The sequence below is a fragment of the Enterococcus sp. C63 genome (assembly GCF_040887215.1).
In the GTDB taxonomy this organism is placed as follows: domain Bacteria; phylum Bacillota; class Bacilli; order Lactobacillales; family Enterococcaceae; genus Enterococcus_B; species Enterococcus_B hirae.
This window is the reverse complement of the sequence record NZ_JBFOFI010000010.1, coordinates 1-25,983: the sequence shown is the minus strand read 5'-3', so window position 1 is coordinate 25,983 and position 25,983 is coordinate 1. Positions and strand designations below refer to the sequence as shown.

Sequence of the window (25,983 nt, the reverse complement as noted above, 5' to 3'; positions counted from 1 at the left end):
ATCCGATCAATTTGAACCATTTATTTGAAGATATCAGTCATCATTTTCAACAATTTTCAATTGAAGATAATGATGAATTGATGGGATTATTCCAAATAGAACAAGAATACGACTATTTGACATTTATTTGTCGTGAAGGAAGAATCATTGATCCCAAAGAATCAAAAATCATTTCCCATTTAAGACGATTCAAAAATTATATCAGTAAAAATAAAGAAACTATTTCAGAAATAAAATTTGACGGAACAACAAACTTAGAATATTTAGTAAGAGTCACCTATCAAAGAAACCGCCGACTGATTGAAGATGATCAGGGAGTTTTAATATGTGCTGGTGAAGAATACGATAGTCTCAAATTTACTCAGTTAAAATTTGAAAGTATTGGTCGTTCTATTTATTTTGAGTCACGACCATTTTATATCCGATATAATGATTTTCAACATTTGTTTTTACAAGATGAACCAAATGGATTAACCATTCTAGAACGAAGAGGGAAGAAACAAATTACATTATCCTACGAGAGACCCCTCACATTCATGGATGGTTCATGTGAATCTATTTTTCAAAAAATCAATCCGTTTATTAAAGAAATGATGAAAGAAAAAGATTCATTACCTTTCACTTGGGTTGAAATTATAAAAGCAAAAAATAAATATGAGTTATTGTGTAAGAAGTACCCAACAAAAAGATTTACTAAAAAAGTAAATAAATATCCTTTACGTTATACGTATTCGTTGATGAAGATAAGAACAAGGGTAACAAGCAAACAGTTTAGAAAAATAGAGGCTGCGATGGAACAAAAAAACAATGATGTTTTTCCCTCAGAAGTATTTAGATTTGTAAAGAAGAACAGCCGTGAATTTGTAAAAGTATTATTAATTAGCTATGTTCAAATGTGTATTTTACCAAGTTTTGCAACGATTATTCTATCTGATTTAATGGACATGAGTTTTTATTTAAATCAGAAATTAGAATTTAATTTTAAAACAGAACGAGGATTATTAAGACAGCATAATCAAATTGTTGAAGAATATAATTTGAAACAAGCTAAAAGATTAAAGACATTCAAATTGAAACAACATGGTAAATACAGATTGCTCGTCAAACATTTACAAAATCATCCTCACTTTAATTTGATTAAAACAAATAAAGAACTCTTTATGGAAGGATCAACTATGCACCATTGTGTATATAATTACTTAGAAAAAATACAAAGAGGTGGTTCAACTATTTGGAAATATGAACGGCAGAAGCATCGTTATACAGTTGAAATAGAGAAAAGAAAGTATGGCAATTATGAAGTGGTACAGTGCTATGGAAAATACGATTCATTGCCAGATAAACAAGAACTTGATGAGATCAAAAAGGTTGTTAGGGCTATTCCGTACAAATAAAAGTTTATATAAGACATCAGTTTATTTTGATTGAAAAAAGAAAAAATGTAGAAAGTTGTCTGTGAAAAAAGTGTATGCTATACTGATGATGCAAACACATAAAACATTTAACACTCAAAAAGAGCCCTAGCAGTTGCAGCTGCGTAAGGCTCTTTTCTTTATTCACTATTAACCGAATAATGAACAGGCTAGCTGTCTTTATCATGTTTAGAATCTAACCATTTGTTAATGAGATGGGAGAAAACATTAACCACGATTCTAACACAAACATCAAGCACATAAAACATTTAACACTCCTCCTTTCTGGCTGAAGATTTCAACCAAACAGGAAGACAGCGTATCAATTATAGCATACACTTTTTCTTAAATTCATTTTTCATATGACAAAATATTTCCTTCTAATCGACAAAGTTAGAAGGATTTTTTATTGTCTAAATACACAAATAACCTTAATTTTTAAAGAGCATAAGGAAACGTGGGAACACTTTTAAAAAAAGTGTTCCAATAGTCTGTGCCTATTACGTTTCTCTAAATTAATTGTGGGAACAAAATAAGTAAAAATAGGATAGCAAAAGGATAGTAAAGGATAGTAAAAGGATAGAAGCAGGATAGCGAAAAGGATAGGCTCCTTTTCGCTATCCTTTTAAAACGGGGGAAATTAATATGGAAGTAAGAGTAAGAAATGTAGATGAGAAAATCGTAAGAGAAATTGATAGAAGATGTGACGAACTAAGTAACCGTACGGGAAATAAATGGAGTCGTAATGACTATTTAAAATTACTGATAGAAAATGATTTTGATCGTCCTTTGATGGAATATAAACAAGAAAAGTTTGACCAGTTATTAGAAAAGTTTTCAGAAATTCAAAGCTACAACACAAAGACATTAGAAGAGTATGTTAGGCAAAATAATCGTATTTTAGAAATTTTGATTGAACAAAATAGAGGAAGTGAACTTTGATATGGCAAAGGTTATAGATAAACACATTTACTTTCACCAAACACATATCGATGTATTGGATGAAATTATTTCTACTCATGCAGAGGTTAAAAACTATAGTGAAGCTGTTCGCTTTTTATGTATGAATTATGATCCAGAAATGGAGAAAAAAGTAAATGCAAATCAAGCAAAACTAAATAGTATGAGCAAAGAAATATCTACTATGACTGAAATTATAGCAGAATTTGCAGATATTCATTTGAAAGATGCAGGAATACTAATTGGTACAAATTCAACTGTTTATCAAGAAGCAAAAGAACGTGTAGAAGGGAAAATAAAAACAAATCAAACGAAGAAATATTCTCCTAAGATCAAGAAACCAATCAATGAATCTGTTCATGCCAGAGTAGATCCATTTGATCCAACACAGTTTTTAAAAAGATAGAAATGAAGGAGAATAATAATGACTCAATCACCTGCAGTTATTCTCACTTGTCAATTTACCTTGCCCAATAAAAAATCTTTTTCAACGTACATTGATTATATGACAAGAGAAAAAGCATTGGAAGAAATGGAACGACGTACGCCAGAAGAAGAACAAGAATTGCAACGAATAAAAAGTGCATTGAATGATTTCTATATTCCTGAAGGAGAAACTTTTTCGGAGAGTAAGACGGATAAAGAATTCAGCGAAACGTCGAATGAAGCGCAATCGTTGATGGAACATGGAATCAATTTTGACAAGTTAGAGGAACAAGATTTTACCAAATATCTTTCTTATATGACCCGTCACTATGCGTTAGAACAAAAGAAAGAACTGACGCAAAGTGAACAAAAAGAATACCAACGGTTGAATCAAGCAATGAAAAAATATCAAACAGAACCCCATAAAAAAGCTTCAGGAAATCTTCCTGGAGTTTTTTCTATATCTTCAGACGAAGTAAAAGGAAGTGATCTGAAGGAGATCAAGCAAATCTTCCAAAAAGGGCAACAAAAAGGCTCAATCATTTATCAAGATGTTGTCTCTCACGACAATTCGTATCTTGAAAAAATGGGCTTGTACGATCCCAAAACAGATACCTTAGATGAAGAAGGTTTGAAAGCAGCTGGAAGAAAAATGATGGAGACATTATTCGAGAAAGAACAATTGAATGAAACAGGTTACTGGATGGCAACGATTCACCGTAACACTAAGCATATCCATATTCATTTTGCAGTTGTTGAAAAAGAAAATACGCGTAAACCGTATATTGAGATTGAAAATGGTGTGAGTTATATCGTACCGAAGGGGAAGAGAAGACAAGCAACATTAGATGCAATGAAAACCAATTATGTACATGAGTTAGAACGTTTCTCTTATGAAAAGAATCGAATGATCGGTATGGAGAAACGAAATTTATTGACACGAAAAAGTGATTTGCGTAACACCTTAACAAAAGTAGTAAAAGAACCAGCACGTTACGATCGACACGCCATGAACTTATTAACTGAAGTATATAAAACCTTACCCGACAAACGTTCAGAATGGAATTATGGAAATGAAAATCGAACTAAACTTTCACCATATACAAGAGAAAAGCTCGATGAACTAACCAAATATGTTTTAACAAAAGAACCTGAATATCAAGAATATATACAGATTTCAAAAGCGTTAAAAAGAGAAGCCAAAAGTCTTTATGGAGAAAGCAAAAGAGAGTCAAAGGATGCAGAGAAAAACGCTCTCTTTGATTTGAAAAAGCGCACAGGAAATGCGATTTTAACAGAACTGAAGAGACAGGATAGTCAAATAAAACCATTAATAGAAAGTGTCAATCAGATGCAATCTATTTACAATGAACGATCCTTTCGAACACTCAAACAGTTGCCAACAAATGAATACAAGTATAGTTACCAAGAATTCGTGAAGCGTAGGAAACAATTCCAACAAAGAGTTGTCACGCAGCGAAGCTTGCGTCAATTAAATCGAACAATTAATGCACATGAAGAAAAATACCACGCAAGTAAAGCATATGAAGAGCAACAGCGAAGAATCCAAATGGAACAAGAAAGACAATAGGAGGAAGAGAAATGAAACAATATTTAGATCAATGGAAAGTCATAGAAGGATCACTAAAAGAAGAACGAATCGAACAACTTCCTGATTGTTTAGAAAAAGAGCATTTGTTTCAGATAAGCGAAATGTTGAGAAACGAACAGTTTGATCCAAATCAATTTTTAGTCGTTGAGTACCCAGCTACTGGTGTGTATTGTTGTAATCATGTGAAGGGTGAAAAATATTTTATCATTCAAGAATATGAGGGCAAGTTAGCGCCTTATTATACTACTTGGGAAATGAATGAAGAGGGGATCAATAACTTCCCGTGTAAAAGCATTGAAGAGTCTATTTCACTCACAGAATGTTAGTTGTTAAGTGAATAAAAGAAGTAAAAGAGTCCTGAACATAATTTGTCCAGGACTCTTTTTTTCAATGAATTGTTTTCCGCCAATTCATTGAGTGGTGCGATTTCCGATTACATTATATCAAAAGAAAGAGAAGGGAGGAAGCAGAAATGGTTCATTCAACGATTGGAGTTGTTGTGGAAAAAAGCAGAGACAATCTCGTTTTTGTGACAGAAATTCAAACGGGCAGAGCTTTTGTCGTCACAGACAAAGCGGCAAAAGCGTATCAAAGTGGCGATATTTTAACGTTAAATCTGACTACGAAGACGTTCGTCGATGCGGCAGAAGATTATCCATTTGTTTAGGAGGAAACGGACATGGCAGAAGAAAAAGAACCACTAGACAATAGTCGTTTGGGAAAATCCAAAAGAAAATTAGTACGATTGCAAAATGAATTAAACGAACAAATCGAAAAGATGTTTGAACACCAAAGAAAGACCCACGGTCAACCAATGAACGATAAGAGAAACGGGCATTCTTGGTTTAGGCAACAAGAACGAATCGAAAATAAAGTCCAAAGTCTGAGAGAAGAGATCAAGCAACAAGAAAAACAGGTAGAAAAACTTGAAAGACAAGAAGAGCTAAAGGAAATGGGTTATAACAAGTACGGTGGCCTGGATATGACGATCGAAAATATTCCAAGAATCAAAGAAGAAATCGAACGCTTTGAAAAAGATGAATCGACTTTTTCAGCTGCCACGATCCGAAAATACCAACGAAAATTGGAAACATTAGAACAGCTGAAAGAAAAATCAGAGAAAGGAAAAGAAAATATTCTTCCTGAAGTACAAGCGATCATTGACAGCGGACGAGTGACGCAATGGAAAAAGAATCCAACTATCTATTTTCTGAAAGGCTATCGAAAAGTCGCTTTAGAACTCAATGAAAACGGGGGATTTGAGGAATCTAAAAAATACCAAGCCACGTCGGAAGAGGAAAAAGCAGCTGTTCGTGAATTACTTGAAGAGGCTGCGCCAACTGATTCTCTGAAGGAGAAAGAAACCGATCATTTCTATCGAGTAGAATTCAACGAAAATGATCCAGCAAAAGGGTTGAAAAGTTATGGTGGGGAGATCGTAACACTAGAATTGATCGATCAACTCAAAACACTGGATAACCAATACGCCGCAGAAGCAGGCTATTATAAATTCTATTTTGAAGAAGTGAAGAATGGAGAAGTAGTCGATCAGATACGAATGGATCTAGGGGATGGCGTCAATAGTAATCACCCCATCTATTTAGAGTTAGCTAGATTGTGCGAACAAGTACCTGAGAAGGAACAAAAACAAACAGTCAAAAATGAACCTATTTCAAAAGTACAAAATGAGATTAAAGAGACAAAAACAAAACAAAAGGGTTATCAAAAACGAACGGCAGAAGAGATTAAGCAAGAAGTCAAATCACTTTCCCAACAGGCGCTTGATGCGGTGAAAAAGCATACTCATTCACCTGAAGACGTCAAAGAACTTCTGAACTTTATGTCGCGTTTTCCAGAACGATCCTTTAGAAATCAATTATTGATCGAGGAACAATTTCCAGGCGCAACGGCTTGTTTAGGTCGTGCCGCGTTGAAAAAAGAAGGAATCTATATCAAAAAAGGGGAACAAGGGAACAAGATCTTTGTCAGAAAAACGGTCAAAGGATTTTATGAGAAAGGACGTGGCTTTGTTCGAGAAACAGAGGCTACACCAGAAGATAAAAAACGAATCGAAAGTGGTCAAATCGAAGTGATCAAAAAACCTTACTACACGATTGAAAAAGTGTTTGATATCACACAAACACAATTGAAGCCTGAAGACTATCCGAAAATCTTCCCGAACCGCGTCTTTGATTTTCAATTGGATCAAACAGGGCAGACAGAACTTCAAGTTGGGATTCAAGCGGTAGCCAAAAACATTGGAATTCAAATTCGAGATATGACAGAAAGTGAAGTCTATCAAAGAGAATTAGGACAAGCACGTGGGGCGTACGTTCGTAACGAATTTACTGGCGAAGAAGAAATCGTCATGAATACTCGAAATACTCCTACGCAGCATTTAGCCACAAGTATTCACGAATTAGCCCATGCTAGAATGCACAAATTTTCAGAATTAGATACTGCAACAAAAGAACTACAGGCAGAAATGACCTCCTATATTGTGTGCAAGCATTTTGGGATGGACACCTCGGAGAAAGCTATTCCTTATATAGCCACATGGACGAAGAATGGTCAAACTTTGGATGATAAGGAAGCCGCGGAACGTGGGAAAATCATGAATGATGTCAGTCGTGTCGCAAATGAATTCATTCAAACCATTTCTAATGAAATCAATCAATACAGAGAAAGAGAACCAGAGATCCAGCCAGCAGAAGTGAAGCAGGAGTATAAAAATACTGTAGAAACGGCAGAACAAAAGAATATTGTGCCCGTTGGCTCACTTTGGATCGACAAGAAAGACGGGAAAGTCCTGGAAGAAGACACGGGCCGAACGTTACATTTGAAGGATGCGGCGTTTATTGAAGATCCGCAGCATAATCAAGTGATTTTAAAAGGAAAAAGTTATGGAAAAGAGATTCAAACGGCGTTACCTTCAGAAGAATTTGCGCTAGGAAATCCATTCCGATTTTCACTTGAAACAGTGTCAGAAGTGGCCAAACGAAAAAATGAAATCTATTATGAACAACAATTGTCACAAAAAGAACGCGTATAAAACAAGTAAAAAAGACTATCTGAAAAACGGATAGTCTTTTTTCTTTTGGGAGGTTTGAAAATGACAGAGAAAAAAATGAGTCTTATTGATCGATGTAAGCAAATAGATATTGTGGATTTTGCTCGAAACAATGGAATGGCTGTAGTCAATAAAGGACGAGACTATCGTTTAGAAGACCATGATTCTTTTGTTTTCGATCGAAGAAAACAGCGATTTTATTGGAACAGTCAAGGAATTGGTGGGGATATTATTGAATTGACTCAATTGTTTTTTATTGACGATTCTATTCAAAACCCAAAGCAACGTTTTAAAGCGGCGCTAGATTATATTTTAAAGGACGAAAGCAAGGTAGAACGGGTGGAAAATCTTCATTTTGAAACACAAGAGTACAAGCACCACCCAATGGATTATCAACCACTCACAGAAAAAGGACGAACTTACTTAAAAGAACAACGAAAATTTCCTGAATGGTTGATTGAATATGGAGATCAACAAGGGTTGATCTTGGAAATGAAGCCACGAAGTGAACGAAAAAACTATATTGTGCATGACGATCGATTAGACTATGCGATTGTTTTTCCTTGGAAAGACCGACATACAGACCAAGTATTAGGAGCAACTTATCAAGGAACGATTATTGATTACGAACGTTTTGGTGATCGGGGAACGTACAAACATATAGATATCAATCCTACTCCTAATCACGGATTTAATGTTCTTCTTGGCTCTCCTAAAAATTTAAAATTTTTTGAGAGTCCCATTGATTTATTGAGTTACGCTGCTTTAAATCGTGAGACAGTCAAAGACACGTGGCTTATTTCTATGGACGGACTGAAGGATGCAGTAGTGGGACACTATGTTAGAGAAGCGGTAACGGAATTAGCGCCGAAAGAGGAATTTCCAGAATCGATCGAGATTTGTGTGGATAATGATCGAGCTGGACACATATTTTGGGATAAAGTACACCGACTGGGAGTGTCGAATCCATTTACAGGAAAAGCGGTATATTTTGAACCTGATCTTCCCAATGATTGGCAAGTACCGAGAAAATACCAAACTATCTACGAAGAAGTAGGGAAAGAAATGAACGTTGCGCCAGAAGCGATTATGGCTATTCATAAAATCGAAAACAATCTAACGGAGAATAACCAGATTGTATCATTCGGTGAAATCCATGGAGTGTTTGCCAAAAAGCTTGCACCAAAAGAGAAAGTTCAGACCATTGATGTGAAGGAGAAATGTATAGAAGCCGCTCAGCAGTTGAAGCCGTGTGAAAAGTCTGACGGAACGTACAATTTTGATCGTTTTTATCGTGGAAAAGGGAAAATTAATGAAGAAATTCAATTTTCATTAAAGGCAAAACACTATTTTGAAGGCTATAAAAATCATGATCATGAATTTGTGTCTGAAGTGAAAAAGGATTGGAATGATCACTGGAAACATGAGATCCAGCAACAAGCAATCAGAAAGCAAAAACGTGCGATGTTGTTTCAACAAGGCAGACAACAAGAAAGGGAGTGAAGTCGTCACTATGAAAACCGTCATTTTAGCAGAAAAACCGTCACAAGCGAAGGCTTATGCCGATAGCTTTTCTAAAGCTACCCGAAAAGATGGGTATTTTGAGATCCAAGATCGATTGTTTACAGGAGAAACTGTGATCACGTATGGTTTTGGTCATTTAGTCGAGTTAGATTCGCCCGATATGTACGATGAAAAATGGAAACAATGGGCATTAGAACATTTGCCTATTTTCCCCAATCAATACCACTATCATGTTCCTAAAGATAAGAAAAAGCAGTTTAGTGTCGTCAAACGACAGCTGCAGTTAGCTGATACGATTGTGATCGCGACTGATAGCGATCGTGAAGGGGAGCTGATTGCCTGGTCAATCATTCAACAAGCAGGCGCCAATCAAGGAAAAACCTTTAAAAGACTTTGGATCAACTCCTTAGAAAAAGAAGCCATTTATCAGGGATTCCAACAGTTACGAGACGCAGAAGAGACCTATCCAAAATTTGAAGAAGCACAAGCACGTCAGATCGCCGATTGGTTAATTGGGATGAACGGTAGCCCACTGTATAGTTTACTCTTGCAGCAAAAAGGCATACCAGGAAGTTTTTCTTTAGGTAGAGTCCAAACCCCAACGCTCTATATGATTTATCAATTGCAGGAAAAGATTAGAAACTTCCAAAAAGAACCATATTTTGAAGGAAAAGCCCAAGTAATCGCTCAAAATGGCGCATTTGATGCGAAGCTTGATCCAAATGAAACCCAAGCGACACAAGAAGCATTTGAAGCCTATTTAAAAGAAAAAGGTGTTCAATTAGGAAAACAGCCAGGTACGATCCTTCAAGTCGAAACAGAGAAAAAAAGTGCGGCTAGCCCACGTCTTTTTTCTTTATCGAGCCTTCAGTCTAAAATGAATCAACTCATGAAAGCTAGTGCCAAAGATACTTTGGAAGCCATGCAAGGGTTGTATGAAGGAAAATATCTAAGCTATCCGCGAACGGATACCCCTTATATTACGGAAGGGGAATATGCGTATCTGTTGGATCACTTAGACGAATACAAGCATTTTTTAAAAGCCGAAGCGATTCCGACTCCTACTCATACACCGAATAGTCGGTATGTGAATAATAAGAAAGTCCAGGAACATTACGCGATCATTCCTACAAAAACGGTTATGACAGCAGCGGCTTTTGAACAACTAAGTCCACTGCAGCAGGCCATTTATGAACAAGTGTTAAAAACAACGGTGGCCATGTTTGCGGAAAAGTATACCTATGAAGAAACAACAATCTTGACGCAGGTTCAGCATCTTCAGTTAAAAGCAATCGGAAAAGTGCCGGTAGATCTAGGTTGGAAGAAGTTATTTGGCAAAGAGAGCGACGGAAAAGAGAAAGAAGAAGAACCGCTACTTCCTAAAGTGACAAAAGGAGAAACGGTGACGGTAGATCTACAAGTCCTTGAAAAAGAAACCAAGCCACCAAAACCTTATACCGAAGGTACGTTGGTCACTGCGATGAAAACAGCTGGGAAAACCGTTGATAGCGAAGAAGCACAATCCATATTGAAAGAAGTAGAAGGAATCGGTACAGAAGCGACACGGGCGAATATTATTGAAACCTTGAAACAAAAGGAATATATCAAGGTAGAGAAAAATAAGCTCGTGGTGACGAATAAAGGGATTTTGCTTTGCCAAGCCGTGGAAAAAGAGCCGCTGCTTACGAGCGCCGAAATGACCGCCAAATGGGAAAGCTACTTGTTAAAGATTGGGGAACGAAAAGGAACACAAACCACTTTTCTAACCAATATCCAAAAATTTGTCTCTCACTTATTGGAAGTCGTCCCAGGACAAATCCAATCCACTGATTTTGGATCGACGTTACAAGAAGTGAAAGAAGCCAGTGAAAAGCAAGAAGCCGCGCGTCATTTAGGAATTTGTCCAAAATGCCAGGAACAAGAAGTCTTACTCTATCAAAAGGTGGCAGCTTGTACGTCTGAAGCCTGTGATTTTAAATTATGGACAACGATTGCCAAAAAGAAACTCACAGCGACACAGCTGAAGGAACTCATTCAAAATGGCCGAACAAGCCAGCCAGTGAAAGGGTTAAAAGGACAGAAGGGTTCGTTTGAAGCAATGATTGTTTTAAAAGAAGACTTCACTACAGGCTTTGAATTTTCTGAAAAGAAAAAAACGAACTTCAAGAAAAGAACACGACGCACTACAAAATAATGGAGGGTTAATTTTATGCGTAATACAACACACAAACAACAAGAAATCGAAAATCAAAAAGCCAAAATTCGTTCAGAACAGGAAAAAATGCGTGCCAGCAAACGAAGACTGCAGCAATTGAAGAACCAGCAGCGGATTCAAAAAGAAATTGAATTAGATCGATAAAATCTTCCTGGCTATTGTATACGTATAAACTTACGTTATACTATATTTATAAGTTTATACGTATACAAAGGAGGGAGAAAATGACCAAAGCAATGGTATACAAGCTGCTAGAAGAATTTAATGGAACGTTGGCTTTGAAGGATGCCAAAAAAGCGGGCATTTCTCCTGTAACGATCAAACGTATGGTAGATCGAGGGGAACTGGATCGAGAGTATCCAGGTTTTTTCACCTTACCTGGTCAATTTCCTGATGAATTGTTTATGGCGCAAAAAAAATATGAACGCGGCATTATTTCACATATTACCGCGTTAGATTTGTATGATTTAACAGATATGATCCCTAGACAGATCGATCTAACCGTACCTTACGGTTATCACGTTTCTGAAAAAGGATTGAAGGAATTCGCGGTTGAGTTACACTATTCAAAAGCGGAATGGTATGAATTAGGCAAGATCGAAATAAAGAGTCGCTATGGGAATCCTGTTATAGCTTATGATCCAGAAAGAACCTTGTGTGACATTTGGAATCCCTGGTATAACGTTGAGGATGAAATCAAAGTAAAAGCAATCAAAAACTACATGGAGTCGGACAGAAAAAATCTTAGAAAATTGAATGAGTATCGACGAATTTTGCCTACAGATAAAACGATGCGCTCTTATATTATGGCTTTAAATTAAAGGAGAATACACATGACACCTACGCAATTAAAAGCAAAAGTGAAGAATATTTCTAGAGAAAAAGAAGTTGATCCGCAGCTTGTTTTAAGACATTTTATGATGGAAAAATTCTTGGAAAAAATCTCAGAGTCTCCTTATCGTGAAAATTTTGTGTTAAAAGGCGGCTTCTTAATTGGCTCAAAGTATGGCATTGAAAATCGAACAACTAAAGACATTGATACGACTTTACGGGAAATGAAAGTAACCAAAGAAACATTGACAACGGTTCTAAACGATATTTTTTCAACGCCGACGAAAGAAGGCATTCAATTTGAGATTCAAGGAATGAAAGAAACGAGGGAAGCTGATTATTATCCAGGGTTTAGCTTACGTGTACTGGCACATTTGGAAAACATGCGGCCAGATTTTAAGGTAGATGTTACTACAGGTGACTCGATCTATCCTGCGACGATCACTCACAGTCATAAATTGATGTTTGAGGATCGAACGATTCCTTTGGAATCCTATCCTACAGAACAAATTATTGCTGAAAAATTAAGTGCAACATTTGATTTTTTAACAGATAATTCAAGAGGAAAAGATTTTTATGATCTCTACACTATTCCAAAAATGGAGACGATCGATGAGAAAACCTCGAAAGATAGTGTGAGAAATACATTTTCACGTCGAGGGAAAACTGATCCGCTGAAGATTTATTACGAAAAGGATATGGATGTACTGAAAAATAGTCACGAACTAAAAGATACCTGGAAGAAATATCAAAAAAGTAATCCTTATGCTGCGTCGATCACGTACGAAGAGACAATGGATTCAATTAGTAATTTGATGGAAAAAGTGATTCACGTCGAAGAAAAAGAGCGAAAACTAGCTTATCAAAGACACCAACAGATGAATCGAGAAATGGAGAGATAAAAATGATCAATAATGTAACTTTAGTAGGGCGGTTAACCAAAGATCCAGATTTACGTTATACCGCAAGTGGTACTGCAGTGGCTACTTTTACCCTAGCCGTTAATCGTAATTTCACGAATCAAAACGGCAATCGAGAAGCTGATTTTATCAATTGCGTGATTTGGCGCAAACCAGCAGAAACGATGGCGACATTAGCTAAAAAAGGCAGCTTGATCGGTGTTGTCGGACGGATTCAAACACGGACTTATGACAATCAGCAAGGACAACGTGTGTATGTGACAGAAGTTGTAGCTGATAACTTCCAACTATTAGAAAGCAAAGCAGCGACAGAGAGCCGTGCGCACGCTGATCAATCGTCCACCAGTCCAAGCACCGCCACCTTTGAACAACGGGATACAGTGACGCCTAACAACAATGGATTGAACGCTTCACAGAATCCATTTGGTGGACAATCAATCGATATTAGCGATGATGATCTACCGTTTTAGTTCGAGAAAGAAGGAGTAAGCATGGCAAAAAACATTAGTCTGACGATGGATCTATTGATACCCGTAATTGCATTTATAGACGGGATTTCTTTTGGCGTCACTGAAAATCCTTTGGTAAATAGAATTGCGAAAGGATCACTATTTCTTGTATTCGTGTATCTTGTCTGTTCTTATCTTTTAAAAAGATCAGGAAAGGATAATTCCTTTTGGCGATTGACTAAAGTCACAATAGCAGCGACAGCTGTTATACTTACGGCTATTCTACCGCTTTATATGTAGGTTTAACGGGAAATCGTTGAACTTCTTGCGAAATATTGCTATAATGAACATGAAAAAGAGGAGTTGCGCGAACAACCCCTCATTAACAGCACCGTTTAAAGAACGGCGGCTCAGATTAATTATTTATTGAGAAATAACCGATCCTCGCTAAAGTGACGGTTATTTCTTTTTGTCATTTTTAAGCATATTTACAATCAAACTAATCAAAGCAATGGTAAACATACCAAAACCAAGAATGGTTTGAATTGTCTCATATGCGGACAAAAGGCTTACTCCTTTCATAGATTTTAGCACTTACATTCATAAGCACCACCACCTTCCAGAAGTCGCCACCGTCATTAAACTTTACTGTCTTGATCATTATAGCATATCTAAAATCGAATAAAAATTCTCAATTTTAGCTGTTTTTGCTATAATTTTAGCGAGGTGATCGCGATGGAACATTATACTGGTTTACTCGATAAAATTCGGGTGATCAAGACACAGCCATTGCTTGTGCGATTTACATTACACACGAGTCATGAACCAATCAATTGTGTAGTGGCCAATATAGAAATAGCGGATAAATTGCTGATTTTGGAAGAAGGCAAGTATACTATTTCAGTGACAGGTCACTTCAATAAACGAAATCAACTAGTCATTGAATCAATGCAAATTAGAAACCCTGATCATTTTACGCGATCGATGGGCATATAAAAGAAGTGCTGCAGTCCTAAATGAGGATTGCAGTTCTTTTTTTTACATAGAATAGAAACAAGAAAAATGAAAAGGCCTTTTTAGGAAGGCACAAGCGCCTTCTCAATTGAAAAACCTCTCTCTCACTCCAACCGCCACCGCCGTTCGAGAAGAAAGGAAGTGAACGTTGCACGTTCACTAAGATAAGGGGTCTTGCAAAGCAAGACAAAATAGAAAAAACTTCCTCTCACCAAAAGGTTCGTTCCTGTTCGCTATCTCTTTATTGATTTGCCAGACCGGCAACAAGTTGCCTTTTATCACCAAAAAGCGACAAGGACAAGGGTAAATGGCACGCTGCGCGCCCTTGTCCTTGTCGCTTTTAGTTGATTCATTCTGACCAACAAATCAATAAAGAAAGAACTAACGAAAGGAAATAAAACCTTTCCTCAGAGGAGGCAGAATCAATCATGCGAAAGAAATTTGATTATTGGGGTGTTCCCTTCAGCGAATTATTCCCAAACTACCATGCACCACATACTGTTGAATGTGATTGTGGAGAAAGAGCGAAATGTATCAAAAGTTATTATTTGTATCAATGTCAAACATGTGGGAAAAAATATACCTTATCTTACGGCGATTACATTTTAATTAAAGAGAAAGGAAGATAAACTTATGGCTCAAAATTATTATGATGAATTTGTCAAATTACCTTTGGATAAAATGGCACAAAAAATGGAGGATATGACATTTCTATACAACGAAACACGTGTACCCAAAAAGCATTACAAAGAAAAATTGTCAGTCGCAGTGGAAGAAATGATTGAATCAGGTGTCGAAATGAACCTCATTGCGACGTACTATCGAACACTAGAAGAGCTGAAAAAGCAAAATAACAAATGGTTTTTCCAAGCCTTACTATGCTTGGAAGTAGGCGTCAAACCAAGCACAATCAAACCTTCTGAATACCAAGCTTTAGAACTAACGTATGCAAAATTTGTCGAAACGAAAAAAGCTAAGACTGTTTCAAGTGAATGGTTGGACTACTTTGAAAATGTCAACAAGCATGGCGCATGTTACATCATGAAAAAGGAGGATAACGAAAATGAGTAATGTGGTTTATCAACTAACAATGGAAGATATTTGTCAATTCTTGACAAATAGGGAGCATCTAAATGAGGTAACAAGAAGAGTGAAACATTCATTTAGTTGTATGGAAGAGCTAAAAGAATTTGTAAATAGCGTGGAACAAGAGCTATATAAGGAAAAACATACAAGTGTTTTAAAAGTAGAAGCTGAGGTTAATTATTTTACACTTTCACCAACGATGGAAGATGATGCCACTCTATTACGATTTGAGACCGACCATTATATCATGGAAGTATTTTTAGAGACCGATAAATGGGTAAAGAATTATCTTAATTGCATAATTCTTAGGAAAGAATACTATTCAGAAAATGAATATGTAACATTTGTAGAAAGTGGCATGGACATGGAAGAAATAATGGAAGAGCTAAATCAAAAACAATATAATCACTTTGACTATTATTTGCTTTTTGCTCAATTTCTAACAGATGAGACCGAACTAGCATTGGTTTTTGGAAATGGGTACATGCTAACAGTACCTCAATCGTTTCTTGATGAGTACAAAAAAGAAATTGCAAATCCAAAGGGAGATAATTTTGAAATGCGAAAAGAATTGTATGAAACATTTCATTTAGATGAGACCGAGCAAATGTTAGTAGAGTTAGAACGAAAGCAAATAGCTTATCAAATGTTTGTATTAAAAAAAAGTAATTAGTATATATATATACCGAAAAGTGAAAATGTGTGAAATAAGAACAAAAAAACTTGAAATTAAGGGAATGATTCTTATTTCGCACCAATCGCTCCAACCGCCCCCGCCGCTTAGGTGGTGCGAAATAAACGGGCAAAGCCCGATAACCTAAGAGAAAGAAGGAAATCTATATGAACAAGATTATTCCCTTATTATTAGTCCTATTTGTTGGCGAAATATTTATGCGTCATGCTGCAGCTGTACATTTAAACTTCGTAGTATTTTTGACAATACTGGTGTTTTGTTTGATCTTTTGGCGGTTTGTATTAACTCTTGTAAGTCTACTATTCAAGATGATTGCAGCCATATTCTTTATAGGCCTATTTCGATGAGAGGAGAGAGTAACAATGCCAATTGCAATAGGAAATAAACGATTACCCGTAACATTAGACGAAAATAGACAAAAAGAATTACAACGACTCAAGAAAAAATATAATAAAAGTGAGTCAAAAATTATGTGTATAGCTTTAGACATGCTTGTTGAGCAAGAAAAAGCAGGCTTTGAGATCCCAGTATTAAGAAAGTGATATCACTTTTCTTTCACATTAATCAAAGTGACATCACTTTATTATTTTGTACAATGTTATTCAAAGAAAAGGTTTTTACAATAATAATGATGGTATAATTATAGTAACGCCATTATATCGATAAAAATAGAAAAGTAGGTTTTGTTGATGTCAATATTTTTTACCATAATATTCCTAGTTATAGCTGTTCCTTTTGTAATAAGCATAGTGTCAGCATTATTAAAAATTAAAGGTAAAGTAAATATCAGTTGGTTTTCAGTATTTATACCAATTTTCTTATTGTTAGGTTGCATTGCTTTTTTAGTGTTTGGTTTATTACTGATGTATTTTGCTAATTACAGTTTATAAAAAGAAAATAATCAAATTTGTGTTCTAAAATAAATTTAAAAGGAGAATTATGGAGATCTTACAAAAAATAAAAAATCATAAGTTGTGGAAAAAAAAGTACTATATATTCCTTATCTTGTTTAGTTTTTTTATCATATTAATATTTTCTAAGTCTTCTCCACTTTATTTCATAAATGATTGGGTAGATGCCAATGCTTTTTTCTCAGTTGGAAAAGGAATAGTCCACGGGCAGGTACCGTATAAAGATTTATTTGAACAAAAAGGCATACTTTTGTATTTCATTCATGCAATTGCTTATAATTTGAGTGAAACTTCCTTTTTTGGTGTCTACTTGTTAGAAAGTATTTCATTTGCTATTTCGATGATTTTATTTTTTAAAATTTGTAATTTTTATTTTTCAGAAAAATTAGCCGGTGTTATCACCTGTTTAACGCCACTAATTTTGTTAAATAAAGACTATTTCCGTGCAGGAGATAGTGCAGAAGAATTTGTTTTTCCTTTTGTGCTTGGGTTATTGTATTTAATTATATCTATCTCTAATACTGACGAAAAAATAAAAGGCAAACAATTTTTTATTCAAGGATTGCTTATGGGATGTGTATTTTGGATAAAGTATACGTTGATTAGTCCGTGGATAGGTTTTTTTGTTTTTTTCGGAATATATTATCTATTAAAGAAAGACTATCAACAAGTAATTAAAGCAGTGATTTGTAGCCTATTAGGATTTGTATTAGTGAGTATTCCAATTATTATGTATTTTATAATTAATCATGCTTTACATGAAATGTATTTTGTTTATTTCAAATTTAACATGATGTTATATCCAAAACTAGTTGATCAAGGGAATAATATAAATATATTTAGTCGTTTTTTTAATACAACGAGGATATTTGCTACATTAATGTGGCAAAACAAAATTATTATGTCTATTTTAATTATAGGATCTGCCTATCTTTTATTTACCAAGGCAGTCTTTAAGCAAATTATTTTTAAAGTATTATGGATATTTATATTTGTATGTACTAATTATTTTATTTTCTATGGTGGTATACCACTGAACTACTATATTCTGTTAGATTTAGTCGTATTACTGGTTGGATTTTTAGGATTTTGTGTTTTATTAAGAGACTTAATAATTCGATATAAATTTCAAAGGCCTATTGTAACTAATATTCTATTATCAAGTGTTATTATTTTGGGAATTGTATTAATGATTAATTCAAATGATACTTTTAGAGATATGAGATTTTTTACTGATCGGCCAAGTATCCAAATAAAAAATGCTGAAAATACAAACCCAAATGCTAAAGTTCCTGCCCAGCTGGAGTTTGCTAAGTATTTAAAAGGAAAGAAAAATGTAACTCTGTTAAATTATCAGTTTGTTGATTATGGATTCTCAGTAATCCCAAATATTGTTCCAAATGTTAAGTATTTTATGAACATAAATATTCCATACAAAGTTTATCAAGAGAGTATGGATCAACAAAATAAATATGTAGAAGAAAAGAAAACGGATTATATAGTTGCTGGGCTCAAGCTGAACGAAGATGTAAACAAATTTGGAACACCATGGTTGCACTGGAACTATCACCCGATTGCTGTTCATGTCCAAGATCGTGAAGGGAATACTTTAAAATATGTGCTTTATGAAAAAAATAAAAAATAAATTACTAACTCAGGAAAGAGAAATCTGATTTTAAAGCCCAACAGGGTATACTTGGATAAGCAAAAGACAAATTGAGTATAGATTAATATTTGTATAAGGACATTTAAGTTGAGCATTTAAATATAATATGATTGCGAAATTAGATAAGCTATATACGAATAGCACAAAAGCCAACCCTATTGCGAGTAGGGTTGGCTTTCTTTATGTTCGTTGCGACTCTGAACATGTGGGTTAGAGACAACTTGCTTAGTTATCGTCTTTCTCGTCTAATCAGTGAGAAACTAGTTCGATGACCAGTCCAACAAAAATTGGTGCGATAACCAATGAGATAAGCTCTTTCACGAAAAACACCCCTTAACTTGAATATTAGTCCAGGTTATTGGGTGCACTACATTTCTAGTCTAACTTTTTGGGGGGGCACATCAAGAGGAGGCGTAGCCCTTTTTTCATGAATTAGTTGAAGCTTTTCGAGACAAAGACCCTGACTTATTTTTCTCCTTATCAGCAGAACTTCCCGAAACGTTAGATGACGGCTTTCGGAAGAAGCTTCAAAAACTTCTGACCTATTAAGAAGGCATCACCAACGCGATGATCTATCCCTACTACAATGTAAAAATAGGAGCGAAGAATACCCACATAAAGACAATGAAACTAGTATCCTACGGATTTAAATCATTTGAGAACATGAGAATTAGAATCTTTTTGATTAATCAATTAATCAAAGTAGGATAACAAAAAATCTGAGCCAAAATGAGGAGCATTTTTACCCAGACTTGATTTTTCACAACTCATCAGTCCTTATTGAAAAAGAGCCATTTAGACATTTTCGGTCTAGTCGTATGCGAAACCTAAAAGAACATGTGATTCTATAAGTGGACGAAGTAACTAAAGCAATAAAAAACTCTTTTTGATGTACTGATAAGTGGAAATAACCTGCATATCAAGTCAAAAGGAGTTTTTTGTCTAACGATGATAAAAGGTTAGAACTTATATGATAAAATCTAAATATAACACTATTTTAGATGATGATATTCAATTTTTTCGCGAATAATTCTTCGATTTATCGAAAAAGTGAATGCTACATAATACGTTTAATGTATTTATTTTTGCTACTGATTTTAATGGAAAAAGCCACAAAATAGCTAGTTTACAAATTAAGGTTCTTATATGAACTGTTATTTTTCAGAAGAATATTTTAAGCGTGAAGATTTTTATTAGCATTAATTTTTCGTATTATCATAGAGCTACCTTCACTTTTTTCATTTTTTTGCTTTTAATTATAATAAAGATAAAAATTAGGTCTCTTGATGATTTTAACTCTCGGATATATATTTTACACATAAAGTGCAATTCGGAATTGCTTTTATATTTTATTTGTTTTTTGACTTTGTAAAAAAATTAGAAAAGGAGAGATTCAAAATGAAAAAAACAAATATCTTATTGGGTAGTGCTGTTTTAGTAGCTTCATTGGTCAATGCGGGGAGTGTATTTGCAGCTACTGGTACAGGTTCGGATCCTATTCCAGATACTGCAAATACTCCAGTTTCAACTATACTAACTGTACCAAATACAGAGACTCCTAAAGCTCCTACAGATCCCGATGAACCTGATAAAGGACTAAACAAACAAGGAAACGTTAATGGAGAAGATGGAAATCTTGGTATTGCCTATTATCCTAAAGCTTTTAGTTTTTCTGGAAAACTAGGAGATGATACTCTAGTATTAAAGGATTCTGGAACTAATGTTGCACAAGGAGTAACCTACAATATTGGGGTAAAAGATAACACACATACAAATAATAGTTGGACTCTGACTGCAAAATTGAGTTGGACAACAGGAAAATTACCAGGATCTAAAATTAAATTGACTAATAATGGTGTGGTTAAGCAAAATATAAATAACGGTACAGATGATTTTAAAACAGCAGATTTAGTAAATCAAGATCCTCAAGTTGTTAATGGTGTTAGTGACGTATCTATTGGAAATGATTCAACAGCAATTATGACGAAAGCCGATTCTACTATTGGTATCGGGACATATGATTATCAGTTAGCAAAATTAGGTGAGTTGGAACTAAATATTCCTAATGCAACTAGCTTAAAAGCAGGCGGTTATGAAGGAATAGTAACATGGAATTTAGAAGTTGTTCCTGGTACAGCTGTAAATTAATTTTAATGGGTTAATTACTAATCCTTAAACTAAAATAGAACTTTAGTTTAAGGATTAGTATGAATATAGATTTGTTTATTCTATTACTCTAACATCAAATGAGTTAGTGAATCCATAAGAAAAATTTTTCAAGTATTTATATTTAAATATAAGAAGGATGGAATGAAAATGAAACGAGCGATTGGTATTACAATATTAATCTTATCTATCTTTTTCTGTGGTGGAACCATTGCTTATGGGGAAGAAGGGATTGGTGGATTTACCATCGAAGGTGTGCCAAATGCTCATCAATTGGATTCCTCTGTTGGCTATTTTTATTTGAAAGAAAACCCTGAAGAAAAAGATGAAATCAAAGTGAAGTTGATCAATGAATCTTCAAAGGAAAAAACATTAGAAATTAAAGTAACCGATGCAAATACGAATCCTAATGGGATCATTGATTATACGGGCATGATTAAAAATCACAAGTTGTTGAAGACACCATTAACACAAATTGTTAAGGCCAATCAGTCAGAAGTGAAAGTTCCTGCAAATAGTACGAAAGAAACAACATTAACTGTAACGATGCCTAAAGATCGATTTGAAGGAATCGTGTTGGGAGGAATTGTTGTTTCTGAAAAAAAAGATGAAGAAAAAAGTAAACAAACGGTCTCTGTTGAAAATACGTATAGTTACACTTTAGGTGTAGTATTGACGAATGAAACAGAAAATCAAATGAAGAAATATATTTCAGTCGAACTAGAAGATGTTGGGCCGATTCTTTATGATGGTCGTCGAATTATTAAAGCAGATATTTTAAATCCGAACCCTTATATATTTCCAGATTCGAAAGTAGAAGGACAGATCATCGATCAGAAAACAAAAGAAGTGGTACGAACGAAAGAACAAAAAAATGTCAGTATAGCCCCTTTCTCTGTTTTCCCGTTTCAATTTGACTGGGTAAAAGAAGACTTAAAACCTGGCAAATATCTATTTAAGGGAGTAGTGACCGGTGATAAAAAAGAATGGAAGTTCGAAAAAGAATTTGAGATCACGGAAGAACAGGCCGATAAAATTAATCAAGAATCTGTCTTTCAAATCCAAATTCCGAAATGGGTAAGTATTGGCTCACTTGTATTTGCTTTATTGGCCTTCATGATGATAGTTTTCTTGCTTCTAAGAAGTAGAAAGAGAGGAAAATAAAATGAAACATAAGAAATTTAAGATGATACTTCTTCTGTTTTTAGGCGTTTTCTTTCTACAATCATCTACGATGGTTTTTGCAGATATGGCAGACTCAAAAGAAACGGATGTAGCTGTGGAGTTATGGGAAACGATTGCACCTGATAAAGCTTTACCGGGAGAAGATTCCCCTATAAAGAATCAACCGGATAGTTCTAACATTGTTAAAGAAAAAAGCGGTATTTTTCCACAAACAGGAGAAATCATGAGTGATGGGTATTCCTGGATAGGAGTTGTGATCGTTTTATTTGCTGGTACTCTCTATTATTTAAAAAAGATAGCGAAGGGGAGAAACTAAATGTATATCTATCCGATGGTTTACATGACTTTAGGAATCATTTTTCTAATAGTGAGTCTATATCTTTTTTTAAAAGACTATAAAAAAGTAGTTCAGCAACAGTTGGAAAAACGATTGCTTTTTTTGAATATATTTAGTTTACTGTGTGCATTGGGAACAATGGGCATGAGTATTATCTATTTTTTCGTTATCAATAATCAATTATAGGAATATTGAATGGAAGAAGGTGAGAGGATTGAAACGATTAATAAGTGGACTGCTCTGTTCTACTCTCCTTTTAGGATTGATTAGTAACAGCAGGATCTTAAACAGCTATGCCGAAGAAGATCAAGCCATTATTGCTTCTCAATCTGATAAGGAAGCTGAAACGGCAGAGAATCAAGTAGAACAAGAAAATAAATCTATCATAGAGACAACAAATGAAGAGATAACTGATTCAGAAGAAAAAACTGGTGATGATGTATATCAATCTGAAAATGAAGTAATAGAAGAATCACCTAATTCTTCTAAAAAGAAAACTGATAAATCCGTTCTTGCAGTTACACCTAATCAAGCCAAGACTGTTGAAGGACAGGATTTGGATATAGACCATACTACTTATAAATTAGAGAATGATTCTATCGTTATCACAGGTTATAAAGGACAGAAAGAAAACCTAGTAATTCCTTCTAAAATTAAGTTATATGGAAAAATGCTATCAGTTAAAATCGAAATTGGTTTGAATAATGCCGCTGCTATATTCCCAAACAATGTACGCAGTATCAAATTTGTTTCTGTTGAAAATACCAAAATAAAGTTAGTAAATAATACACCTGATGGAGTTTCTCTTGATCATCTATTTGCAGTAAATGGACAAAGCTATCCCAATTTAACTTCAATTGATTTTTCTGGGCTGGATATGGATAATGTAACTTCAATGTATGCTTCTTTTGATGGTAGTTTTATACCAAATTTAACTACCATTTCTTTTGGAGACAACACATTGCCTAATGTAACAAATATGGGTATTGCATTTAATAAATTAGCTAATTTAAAAGAAATCCAACAACAATGGACTTTAGGAAATGTAACTAATATGTATGAAATGTTTTGGATGCCTGAAAATAATTCAAGTCAATTGACATCTATAGGTGATACTAGCCATTGGAATACTTCTAATGTAACTAATATGTCAGGAATGTTTCTAAATTGCGTAAAGTTACAGAATCTTGATTTATCTAACTGGGATACTTCCAAAGTAACTGATATGTCAAATATGTTTTTCAATTGTCCATCATTAGTATCCATTGGAGATACAGGTAACTGGGATACTTCTAATGTGATGAATTTTAAATCAATGTTTTATGATTGTATCAGATTAGATGAAATTCATATGGATAATTGGCGTATCAATAGCAATGCTGATTTGGGTGATAGTATTACAGATAATACTGGAATGTTCTATTTATACAGTCTTGGTTATACTCCTTTGCCAGCTTTGATTGTTGCTTCTGATAATAGATTATTGTCTTATCCTTATTCTCAGTCAGGTTATAAACCTAAGTGCGAAATAAGAATTAATGCTGATACTGGAAAGGTAGCTGAAAATCCATATATTAACAGAGAAACCGATCAACCTACAGATTTAAGTTATTATTTTTATCAAACCGCCATTCCAACTAATCAATATGAGCAACTTTCACAATTATTAGGACAAGATCTACAAAATAAAATAAGAGATTGGTTGGAAAGCAATGTGCCGACAAAAGATAATTATGCCTTAACAGGATGGGCACCGACTGATCAAGTTTTTGAACAAACTATTCAATCTATTAACAGTTTTAGTGATTTTATTAATAGCAAAGCAGAGTTTAAAGCAGGATGGGTCAGTGATAAATTTGATACATCTGTAGATAATAAAAAACTAAATCCTACTGGAAGTTTAGGTCTGGCCTATTATCCTACAACATTTAAAATTGGTTCAACGGATCTTCATTCATCTGGACAACAAAAAATACTGATTCCCAAAACAGATAGTTTCAATGTTGGTGTAAAGGATCGGACAAGAACTAAAAATGAATGGTACGTTACTGCACAATTAATTTGGGATAATATTCCAATTCCTAATGCATATATTCAGACAACTAATAGTCATGGGACAGTTATGCAAAATATAAGTACTGGATTAGGAACTTATTCCCCAAGTACCGACTTAAAAGCTCTCTCAGATAACGGAATTACAGGAACAGTAAATGATCAAATTACCACTGTGCCAAATACTATTATGAAAAGTATAAATGGGGGAAGTGCTGTGAATAATGGTGTCTATGATTATGATCTTGGGGATTTAAAATTAGTGATACCAGATGTTTCTCAAGTACGAGCAGGAACTTATTCTGGTCAAGTAGAATGGAATTTGATCAGTGGGCCTGCGTAACATTTTTTTATAAAAGAATGAAACACGTAGTAATTCGGCTTTTTAGTTAGTATTATTGCGTGTTTTTCTAACTTAATTTCTTGTGAAAAAATTAAACTAAAAATAGGAGAAAGGCAAAATGAATGTTTACAAAAAAAGATCAGAAGAAAGAGTTGTAAAATATACTTTGAGAAAATTATCTCAAGGATTATTTTCTGTTGCGATTGGCTCATTTATTTTTATCAGTCAGCCGAATACACTGGTTTCAGCGGATGAAATTAGTGAAACTTCCTCTATTTTTCATCCATTAAAGAATGAAGTAAAAATAGAGCTGATACCTATATTGTCAAAGGATCTTTCAAATGCGCAAAAAGAGACTATGACAAAAGAATTACCTAAAGTCAGTATTCACGAAAATCAAAAATATTACATGGTTTATTCTAAAAAAGAAGAACGTAAAGCAAATGTACTGCCACAAACGAATGAGCTAGACACATTAAAATATGTTTATTTAGGTACAGGAATATTCTTATTTAGTTGGGCGCTTTTAGCGAGAAAAGCGAAAAAAAATAAATTTTTGCTTAGCTTACTGGTCAGTAGTTCCTTAAGCAGCATTCCTATTGTCGCTAAAGCAGAAGAGGTTGATCTCAATTTAGATCATTATAATCAGACGATCTATTTAGAAAAAGGCCAAAAGTTGCCATTTATTTCTACAGAGATTCCTGGCTATGAGCTCTTAGGGTATGTATTGATCGATGAGAAGTCAGCACCTTCTGATACAAAAGAACCTGTTGTCACTAAACAAAAAGAAACAAAGGGGACAACTGTAGTTAAAGAAGAAACAGTGACTGAAACGCTTCCGTATACGACAAAAATGATAGAAAACCCAGAATTGGAAGAAGGGGTTACACAAGTCAAAACAGCAGGAGAAGATGGAACTAGAACGATCGTCTATGAGGTTACTTATGATGGAGAGGGCAATGAAATCAGTCGAGTAGAAACAAGCAATACCGTCACAAAAGAACCAGTAGAAAAAGTCATTGAAAAAGGAACGAAAGTTCCAGTCTCAGTAACAGAAGAAAAAGAAGAGGTCTTAACCGAAGCTGTGCCGTTTACAACGACAACTGTTGA

General features: G+C 34.7%; 29 protein-coding genes and 1 pseudogene. 28 read left to right on the top strand and 2 right to left on the bottom strand.

Going from position 1 to position 25,983, the window contains the following annotated elements:
* Nucleotides 1–80 precede the first annotated feature (80 nt).
* From AB3H90_RS13135 to AB3H90_RS13070, 14 genes are all read left to right on the top strand, one after another.
* Complete coding sequence (locus tag AB3H90_RS13135; protein WP_368016848.1) at nucleotides 81–1,394, top strand: PcfJ domain-containing protein; 1,314 nt, start codon at nucleotides 81–83, stop codon at nucleotides 1,392–1,394.
* A 663-nt stretch (nucleotides 1,395–2,057) separates the two neighbouring features.
* Entirely contained in the window at nucleotides 2,058–2,354 is a 297-nt protein-coding gene (locus AB3H90_RS13130; protein ID WP_368016847.1) for a hypothetical protein, read from the top strand.
* A 1-nt stretch (nucleotide 2,355) separates the two neighbouring features.
* Nucleotides 2,356–2,778 carry a hypothetical protein gene (locus tag AB3H90_RS13125; RefSeq protein ID WP_081129316.1) on the top strand — a complete coding sequence of 141 codons (423 nt, stop codon included), beginning with the start codon at nucleotides 2,356–2,358 and terminating at the stop codon, nucleotides 2,776–2,778.
* A gap of 18 nt (nucleotides 2,779–2,796) precedes the next feature.
* On the top strand, nucleotides 2,797–4,389 hold the full coding sequence (mobP2, locus tag AB3H90_RS13120) for a MobP2 family relaxase (RefSeq protein WP_081129318.1): 1,593 nt from the start codon (nucleotides 2,797–2,799) through the stop codon (nucleotides 4,387–4,389).
* A gap of 11 nt (nucleotides 4,390–4,400) precedes the next feature.
* Complete coding sequence (locus AB3H90_RS13115; protein WP_081129321.1) at nucleotides 4,401–4,736, top strand: hypothetical protein; 336 nt, start codon at nucleotides 4,401–4,403, stop codon at nucleotides 4,734–4,736.
* Between the two features lie 146 nt (nucleotides 4,737–4,882).
* Nucleotides 4,883–5,077, top strand: coding sequence for a hypothetical protein (locus AB3H90_RS13110; RefSeq protein ID WP_081123807.1), 195 nt, complete (start codon nucleotides 4,883–4,885; stop codon nucleotides 5,075–5,077).
* 12 nt (nucleotides 5,078–5,089) lie between these two features.
* Nucleotides 5,090–7,462 (top strand): hypothetical protein, encoded by a 2,373-nt coding sequence (locus AB3H90_RS13105; RefSeq protein ID WP_368016846.1) that lies wholly within the window; start codon nucleotides 5,090–5,092, stop codon nucleotides 7,460–7,462.
* Nucleotides 7,463–7,522: 60 nt separating this feature from the next.
* Complete coding sequence (locus tag AB3H90_RS13100; RefSeq protein WP_081123788.1) at nucleotides 7,523–8,983, top strand: toprim domain-containing protein; 1,461 nt, start codon at nucleotides 7,523–7,525, stop codon at nucleotides 8,981–8,983.
* A 10-nt stretch (nucleotides 8,984–8,993) separates the two neighbouring features.
* Entirely contained in the window at nucleotides 8,994–11,198 is a 2,205-nt protein-coding gene (locus tag AB3H90_RS13095) for a DNA topoisomerase 3 (RefSeq protein WP_368016845.1), read from the top strand.
* Nucleotides 11,199–11,213: 15 nt separating this feature from the next.
* On the top strand, nucleotides 11,214–11,363 hold the full coding sequence (locus AB3H90_RS13090; protein ID WP_002295632.1) for a hypothetical protein: 150 nt from the start codon (nucleotides 11,214–11,216) through the stop codon (nucleotides 11,361–11,363).
* Between the two features lie 80 nt (nucleotides 11,364–11,443).
* Nucleotides 11,444–12,040, top strand: coding sequence for a type IV toxin-antitoxin system AbiEi family antitoxin domain-containing protein (locus AB3H90_RS13085; RefSeq protein WP_002293530.1), 597 nt, complete (start codon nucleotides 11,444–11,446; stop codon nucleotides 12,038–12,040).
* 12 nt (nucleotides 12,041–12,052) lie between these two features.
* Complete coding sequence (locus tag AB3H90_RS13080; RefSeq protein ID WP_368016844.1) at nucleotides 12,053–12,952, top strand: nucleotidyl transferase AbiEii/AbiGii toxin family protein; 900 nt, start codon at nucleotides 12,053–12,055, stop codon at nucleotides 12,950–12,952.
* Nucleotides 12,953–12,954: 2 nt separating this feature from the next.
* Nucleotides 12,955–13,440, top strand: a complete 486-nt coding sequence (gene ssb / locus AB3H90_RS13075) for a single-stranded DNA-binding protein (RefSeq protein WP_368016843.1) — start codon at nucleotides 12,955–12,957, stop codon at nucleotides 13,438–13,440.
* A gap of 21 nt (nucleotides 13,441–13,461) precedes the next feature.
* Nucleotides 13,462–13,719 (top strand): hypothetical protein, encoded by a 258-nt coding sequence (locus AB3H90_RS13070; protein WP_368016842.1) that lies wholly within the window; start codon nucleotides 13,462–13,464, stop codon nucleotides 13,717–13,719.
* A 159-nt stretch (nucleotides 13,720–13,878) separates the two neighbouring features.
* Here the strand turns inward: AB3H90_RS13070 and AB3H90_RS13065 are convergent, their stop codons facing one another.
* Nucleotides 13,879–14,001: a putative holin-like toxin gene (locus AB3H90_RS13065; protein WP_002295624.1), complete on the bottom strand. Its 123-nt coding sequence runs from the start codon at nucleotides 13,999–14,001 to the stop codon at nucleotides 13,879–13,881.
* A gap of 153 nt (nucleotides 14,002–14,154) precedes the next feature.
* Between AB3H90_RS13065 and AB3H90_RS13060 the strand changes: the two genes are divergently transcribed.
* From AB3H90_RS13060 to AB3H90_RS13030, 7 genes are all read left to right on the top strand, one after another.
* Nucleotides 14,155–14,415: a hypothetical protein gene (locus AB3H90_RS13060; protein ID WP_049055261.1), complete on the top strand. Its 261-nt coding sequence runs from the start codon at nucleotides 14,155–14,157 to the stop codon at nucleotides 14,413–14,415.
* 446 nt (nucleotides 14,416–14,861) lie between these two features.
* Nucleotides 14,862–15,062 carry a DNA helicase UvrA gene (locus AB3H90_RS13055; RefSeq protein WP_081123580.1) on the top strand — a complete coding sequence of 67 codons (201 nt, stop codon included), beginning with the start codon at nucleotides 14,862–14,864 and terminating at the stop codon, nucleotides 15,060–15,062.
* A 4-nt stretch (nucleotides 15,063–15,066) separates the two neighbouring features.
* Nucleotides 15,067–15,504, top strand: a complete 438-nt coding sequence (locus AB3H90_RS13050) for a hypothetical protein (RefSeq protein WP_081123581.1) — start codon at nucleotides 15,067–15,069, stop codon at nucleotides 15,502–15,504.
* The gene (locus AB3H90_RS13045) at nucleotides 15,497–16,192 is read left to right on the top strand and encodes a hypothetical protein (protein ID WP_368016841.1); all 696 of its coding nucleotides are present in this window, start codon (nucleotides 15,497–15,499) and stop codon (nucleotides 16,190–16,192) included. The genes AB3H90_RS13050 and AB3H90_RS13045 overlap by 8 nt, the downstream gene beginning before the upstream one ends.
* Before the next feature lie 167 nt (nucleotides 16,193–16,359).
* Nucleotides 16,360–16,560, top strand: coding sequence for a hypothetical protein (locus tag AB3H90_RS13040; RefSeq protein WP_368016840.1), 201 nt, complete (start codon nucleotides 16,360–16,362; stop codon nucleotides 16,558–16,560).
* 15 nt (nucleotides 16,561–16,575) lie between these two features.
* On the top strand, nucleotides 16,576–16,755 hold the full coding sequence (locus AB3H90_RS13035) for a hypothetical protein (RefSeq protein ID WP_081123584.1): 180 nt from the start codon (nucleotides 16,576–16,578) through the stop codon (nucleotides 16,753–16,755).
* Between the two features lie 397 nt (nucleotides 16,756–17,152).
* Nucleotides 17,153–18,769, top strand: coding sequence for a glycosyltransferase family 39 protein (locus tag AB3H90_RS13030; protein ID WP_368016839.1), 1,617 nt, complete (start codon nucleotides 17,153–17,155; stop codon nucleotides 18,767–18,769).
* Between the two features lie 270 nt (nucleotides 18,770–19,039).
* Here AB3H90_RS13030 and AB3H90_RS13025 read toward each other — a convergent pair whose 3' ends face one another.
* Nucleotides 19,040–19,111, bottom strand: coding sequence for a type I toxin-antitoxin system Fst family toxin (locus AB3H90_RS13025; protein WP_128479739.1), 72 nt, complete (start codon nucleotides 19,109–19,111; stop codon nucleotides 19,040–19,042).
* A gap of 84 nt (nucleotides 19,112–19,195) precedes the next feature.
* On the opposite strand from AB3H90_RS13025, the pseudogene AB3H90_RS13020 reads away from it, so the two are divergent.
* From AB3H90_RS13020 to AB3H90_RS12990, 7 genes and pseudogenes are all read left to right on the top strand, one after another.
* A pseudogene (locus AB3H90_RS13020) lies at nucleotides 19,196–19,501 on the top strand (transposase); the annotation flags it as partial.
* A 687-nt stretch (nucleotides 19,502–20,188) separates the two neighbouring features.
* The gene (locus tag AB3H90_RS13015) at nucleotides 20,189–20,938 is read left to right on the top strand and encodes a WxL domain-containing protein (RefSeq protein ID WP_368016838.1); all 750 of its coding nucleotides are present in this window, start codon (nucleotides 20,189–20,191) and stop codon (nucleotides 20,936–20,938) included.
* Nucleotides 20,939–21,100: 162 nt separating this feature from the next.
* A complete protein-coding gene (locus tag AB3H90_RS13010) occupies nucleotides 21,101–22,120 on the top strand; it encodes a DUF916 and DUF3324 domain-containing protein (protein ID WP_368016837.1) in 1,020 nt (339 codons plus the stop codon).
* 1 nt (nucleotide 22,121) lies between these two features.
* A complete protein-coding gene (locus tag AB3H90_RS13005; protein ID WP_081125803.1) occupies nucleotides 22,122–22,457 on the top strand; it encodes an LPXTG cell wall anchor domain-containing protein in 336 nt (111 codons plus the stop codon).
* Complete coding sequence (locus AB3H90_RS13000) at nucleotides 22,458–22,664, top strand: hypothetical protein (protein ID WP_081123767.1); 207 nt, start codon at nucleotides 22,458–22,460, stop codon at nucleotides 22,662–22,664. It begins immediately after the preceding gene.
* A gap of 28 nt (nucleotides 22,665–22,692) precedes the next feature.
* Complete coding sequence (locus AB3H90_RS12995; protein ID WP_368016836.1) at nucleotides 22,693–24,873, top strand: BspA family leucine-rich repeat surface protein; 2,181 nt, start codon at nucleotides 22,693–22,695, stop codon at nucleotides 24,871–24,873.
* A 118-nt stretch (nucleotides 24,874–24,991) separates the two neighbouring features.
* Nucleotides 24,992–25,983, top strand: a 992-nt coding sequence (locus tag AB3H90_RS12990; RefSeq protein WP_368016835.1) for a G5 domain-containing protein, incomplete at its 3' end; no start/stop codon positions are given.

Bases quoted from the DNA above. Each gene is read 5' to 3' on its own strand.
- AB3H90_RS13135 (WP_368016848.1), top strand. From the start codon at position 81: ATGGGATTATTCCAAATAGAACAAGAATACGACTATTTGACATTTATT.
- AB3H90_RS13130 (WP_368016847.1), top strand. From the start codon at position 2,058: ATGGAAGTAAGAGTAAGAAATGTAGATGAGAAAATCGTAAGAGAAATT.
- AB3H90_RS13125 (WP_081129316.1), top strand. From the start codon at position 2,356: ATGGCAAAGGTTATAGATAAACACATTTACTTTCACCAAACACATATC.
- mobP2 (WP_081129318.1), top strand. From the start codon at position 2,797: ATGACTCAATCACCTGCAGTTATTCTCACTTGTCAATTTACCTTGCCC.
- AB3H90_RS13115 (WP_081129321.1), top strand. From the start codon at position 4,401: ATGAAACAATATTTAGATCAATGGAAAGTCATAGAAGGATCACTAAAA.
- AB3H90_RS13110 (WP_081123807.1), top strand. From the start codon at position 4,883: ATGGTTCATTCAACGATTGGAGTTGTTGTGGAAAAAAGCAGAGACAAT.
- AB3H90_RS13105 (WP_368016846.1), top strand. From the start codon at position 5,090: ATGGCAGAAGAAAAAGAACCACTAGACAATAGTCGTTTGGGAAAATCC.
- AB3H90_RS13100 (WP_081123788.1), top strand. From the start codon at position 7,523: ATGACAGAGAAAAAAATGAGTCTTATTGATCGATGTAAGCAAATAGAT.
- AB3H90_RS13095 (WP_368016845.1), top strand. From the start codon at position 8,994: ATGAAAACCGTCATTTTAGCAGAAAAACCGTCACAAGCGAAGGCTTAT.
- AB3H90_RS13090 (WP_002295632.1), top strand. From the start codon at position 11,214: ATGCGTAATACAACACACAAACAACAAGAAATCGAAAATCAAAAAGCC.
- AB3H90_RS13085 (WP_002293530.1), top strand. From the start codon at position 11,444: ATGACCAAAGCAATGGTATACAAGCTGCTAGAAGAATTTAATGGAACG.
- AB3H90_RS13080 (WP_368016844.1), top strand. From the start codon at position 12,053: ATGACACCTACGCAATTAAAAGCAAAAGTGAAGAATATTTCTAGAGAA.
- ssb (WP_368016843.1), top strand. From the start codon at position 12,955: ATGATCAATAATGTAACTTTAGTAGGGCGGTTAACCAAAGATCCAGAT.
- AB3H90_RS13070 (WP_368016842.1), top strand. From the start codon at position 13,462: ATGGCAAAAAACATTAGTCTGACGATGGATCTATTGATACCCGTAATT.
- AB3H90_RS13065 (WP_002295624.1), bottom strand. From the start codon at position 14,001: ATGAAAGGAGTAAGCCTTTTGTCCGCATATGAGACAATTCAAACCATT.
- AB3H90_RS13060 (WP_049055261.1), top strand. From the start codon at position 14,155: ATGGAACATTATACTGGTTTACTCGATAAAATTCGGGTGATCAAGACA.
- AB3H90_RS13055 (WP_081123580.1), top strand. From the start codon at position 14,862: ATGCGAAAGAAATTTGATTATTGGGGTGTTCCCTTCAGCGAATTATTC.
- AB3H90_RS13050 (WP_081123581.1), top strand. From the start codon at position 15,067: ATGGCTCAAAATTATTATGATGAATTTGTCAAATTACCTTTGGATAAA.
- AB3H90_RS13045 (WP_368016841.1), top strand. From the start codon at position 15,497: ATGAGTAATGTGGTTTATCAACTAACAATGGAAGATATTTGTCAATTC.
- AB3H90_RS13040 (WP_368016840.1), top strand. From the start codon at position 16,360: ATGAACAAGATTATTCCCTTATTATTAGTCCTATTTGTTGGCGAAATA.
- AB3H90_RS13035 (WP_081123584.1), top strand. From the start codon at position 16,576: ATGCCAATTGCAATAGGAAATAAACGATTACCCGTAACATTAGACGAA.
- AB3H90_RS13030 (WP_368016839.1), top strand. From the start codon at position 17,153: ATGGAGATCTTACAAAAAATAAAAAATCATAAGTTGTGGAAAAAAAAG.
- AB3H90_RS13015 (WP_368016838.1), top strand. From the start codon at position 20,189: ATGAAAAAAACAAATATCTTATTGGGTAGTGCTGTTTTAGTAGCTTCA.
- AB3H90_RS13010 (WP_368016837.1), top strand. From the start codon at position 21,101: ATGAAAATGAAACGAGCGATTGGTATTACAATATTAATCTTATCTATC.
- AB3H90_RS13005 (WP_081125803.1), top strand. From the start codon at position 22,122: ATGAAACATAAGAAATTTAAGATGATACTTCTTCTGTTTTTAGGCGTT.
- AB3H90_RS13000 (WP_081123767.1), top strand. From the start codon at position 22,458: ATGTATATCTATCCGATGGTTTACATGACTTTAGGAATCATTTTTCTA.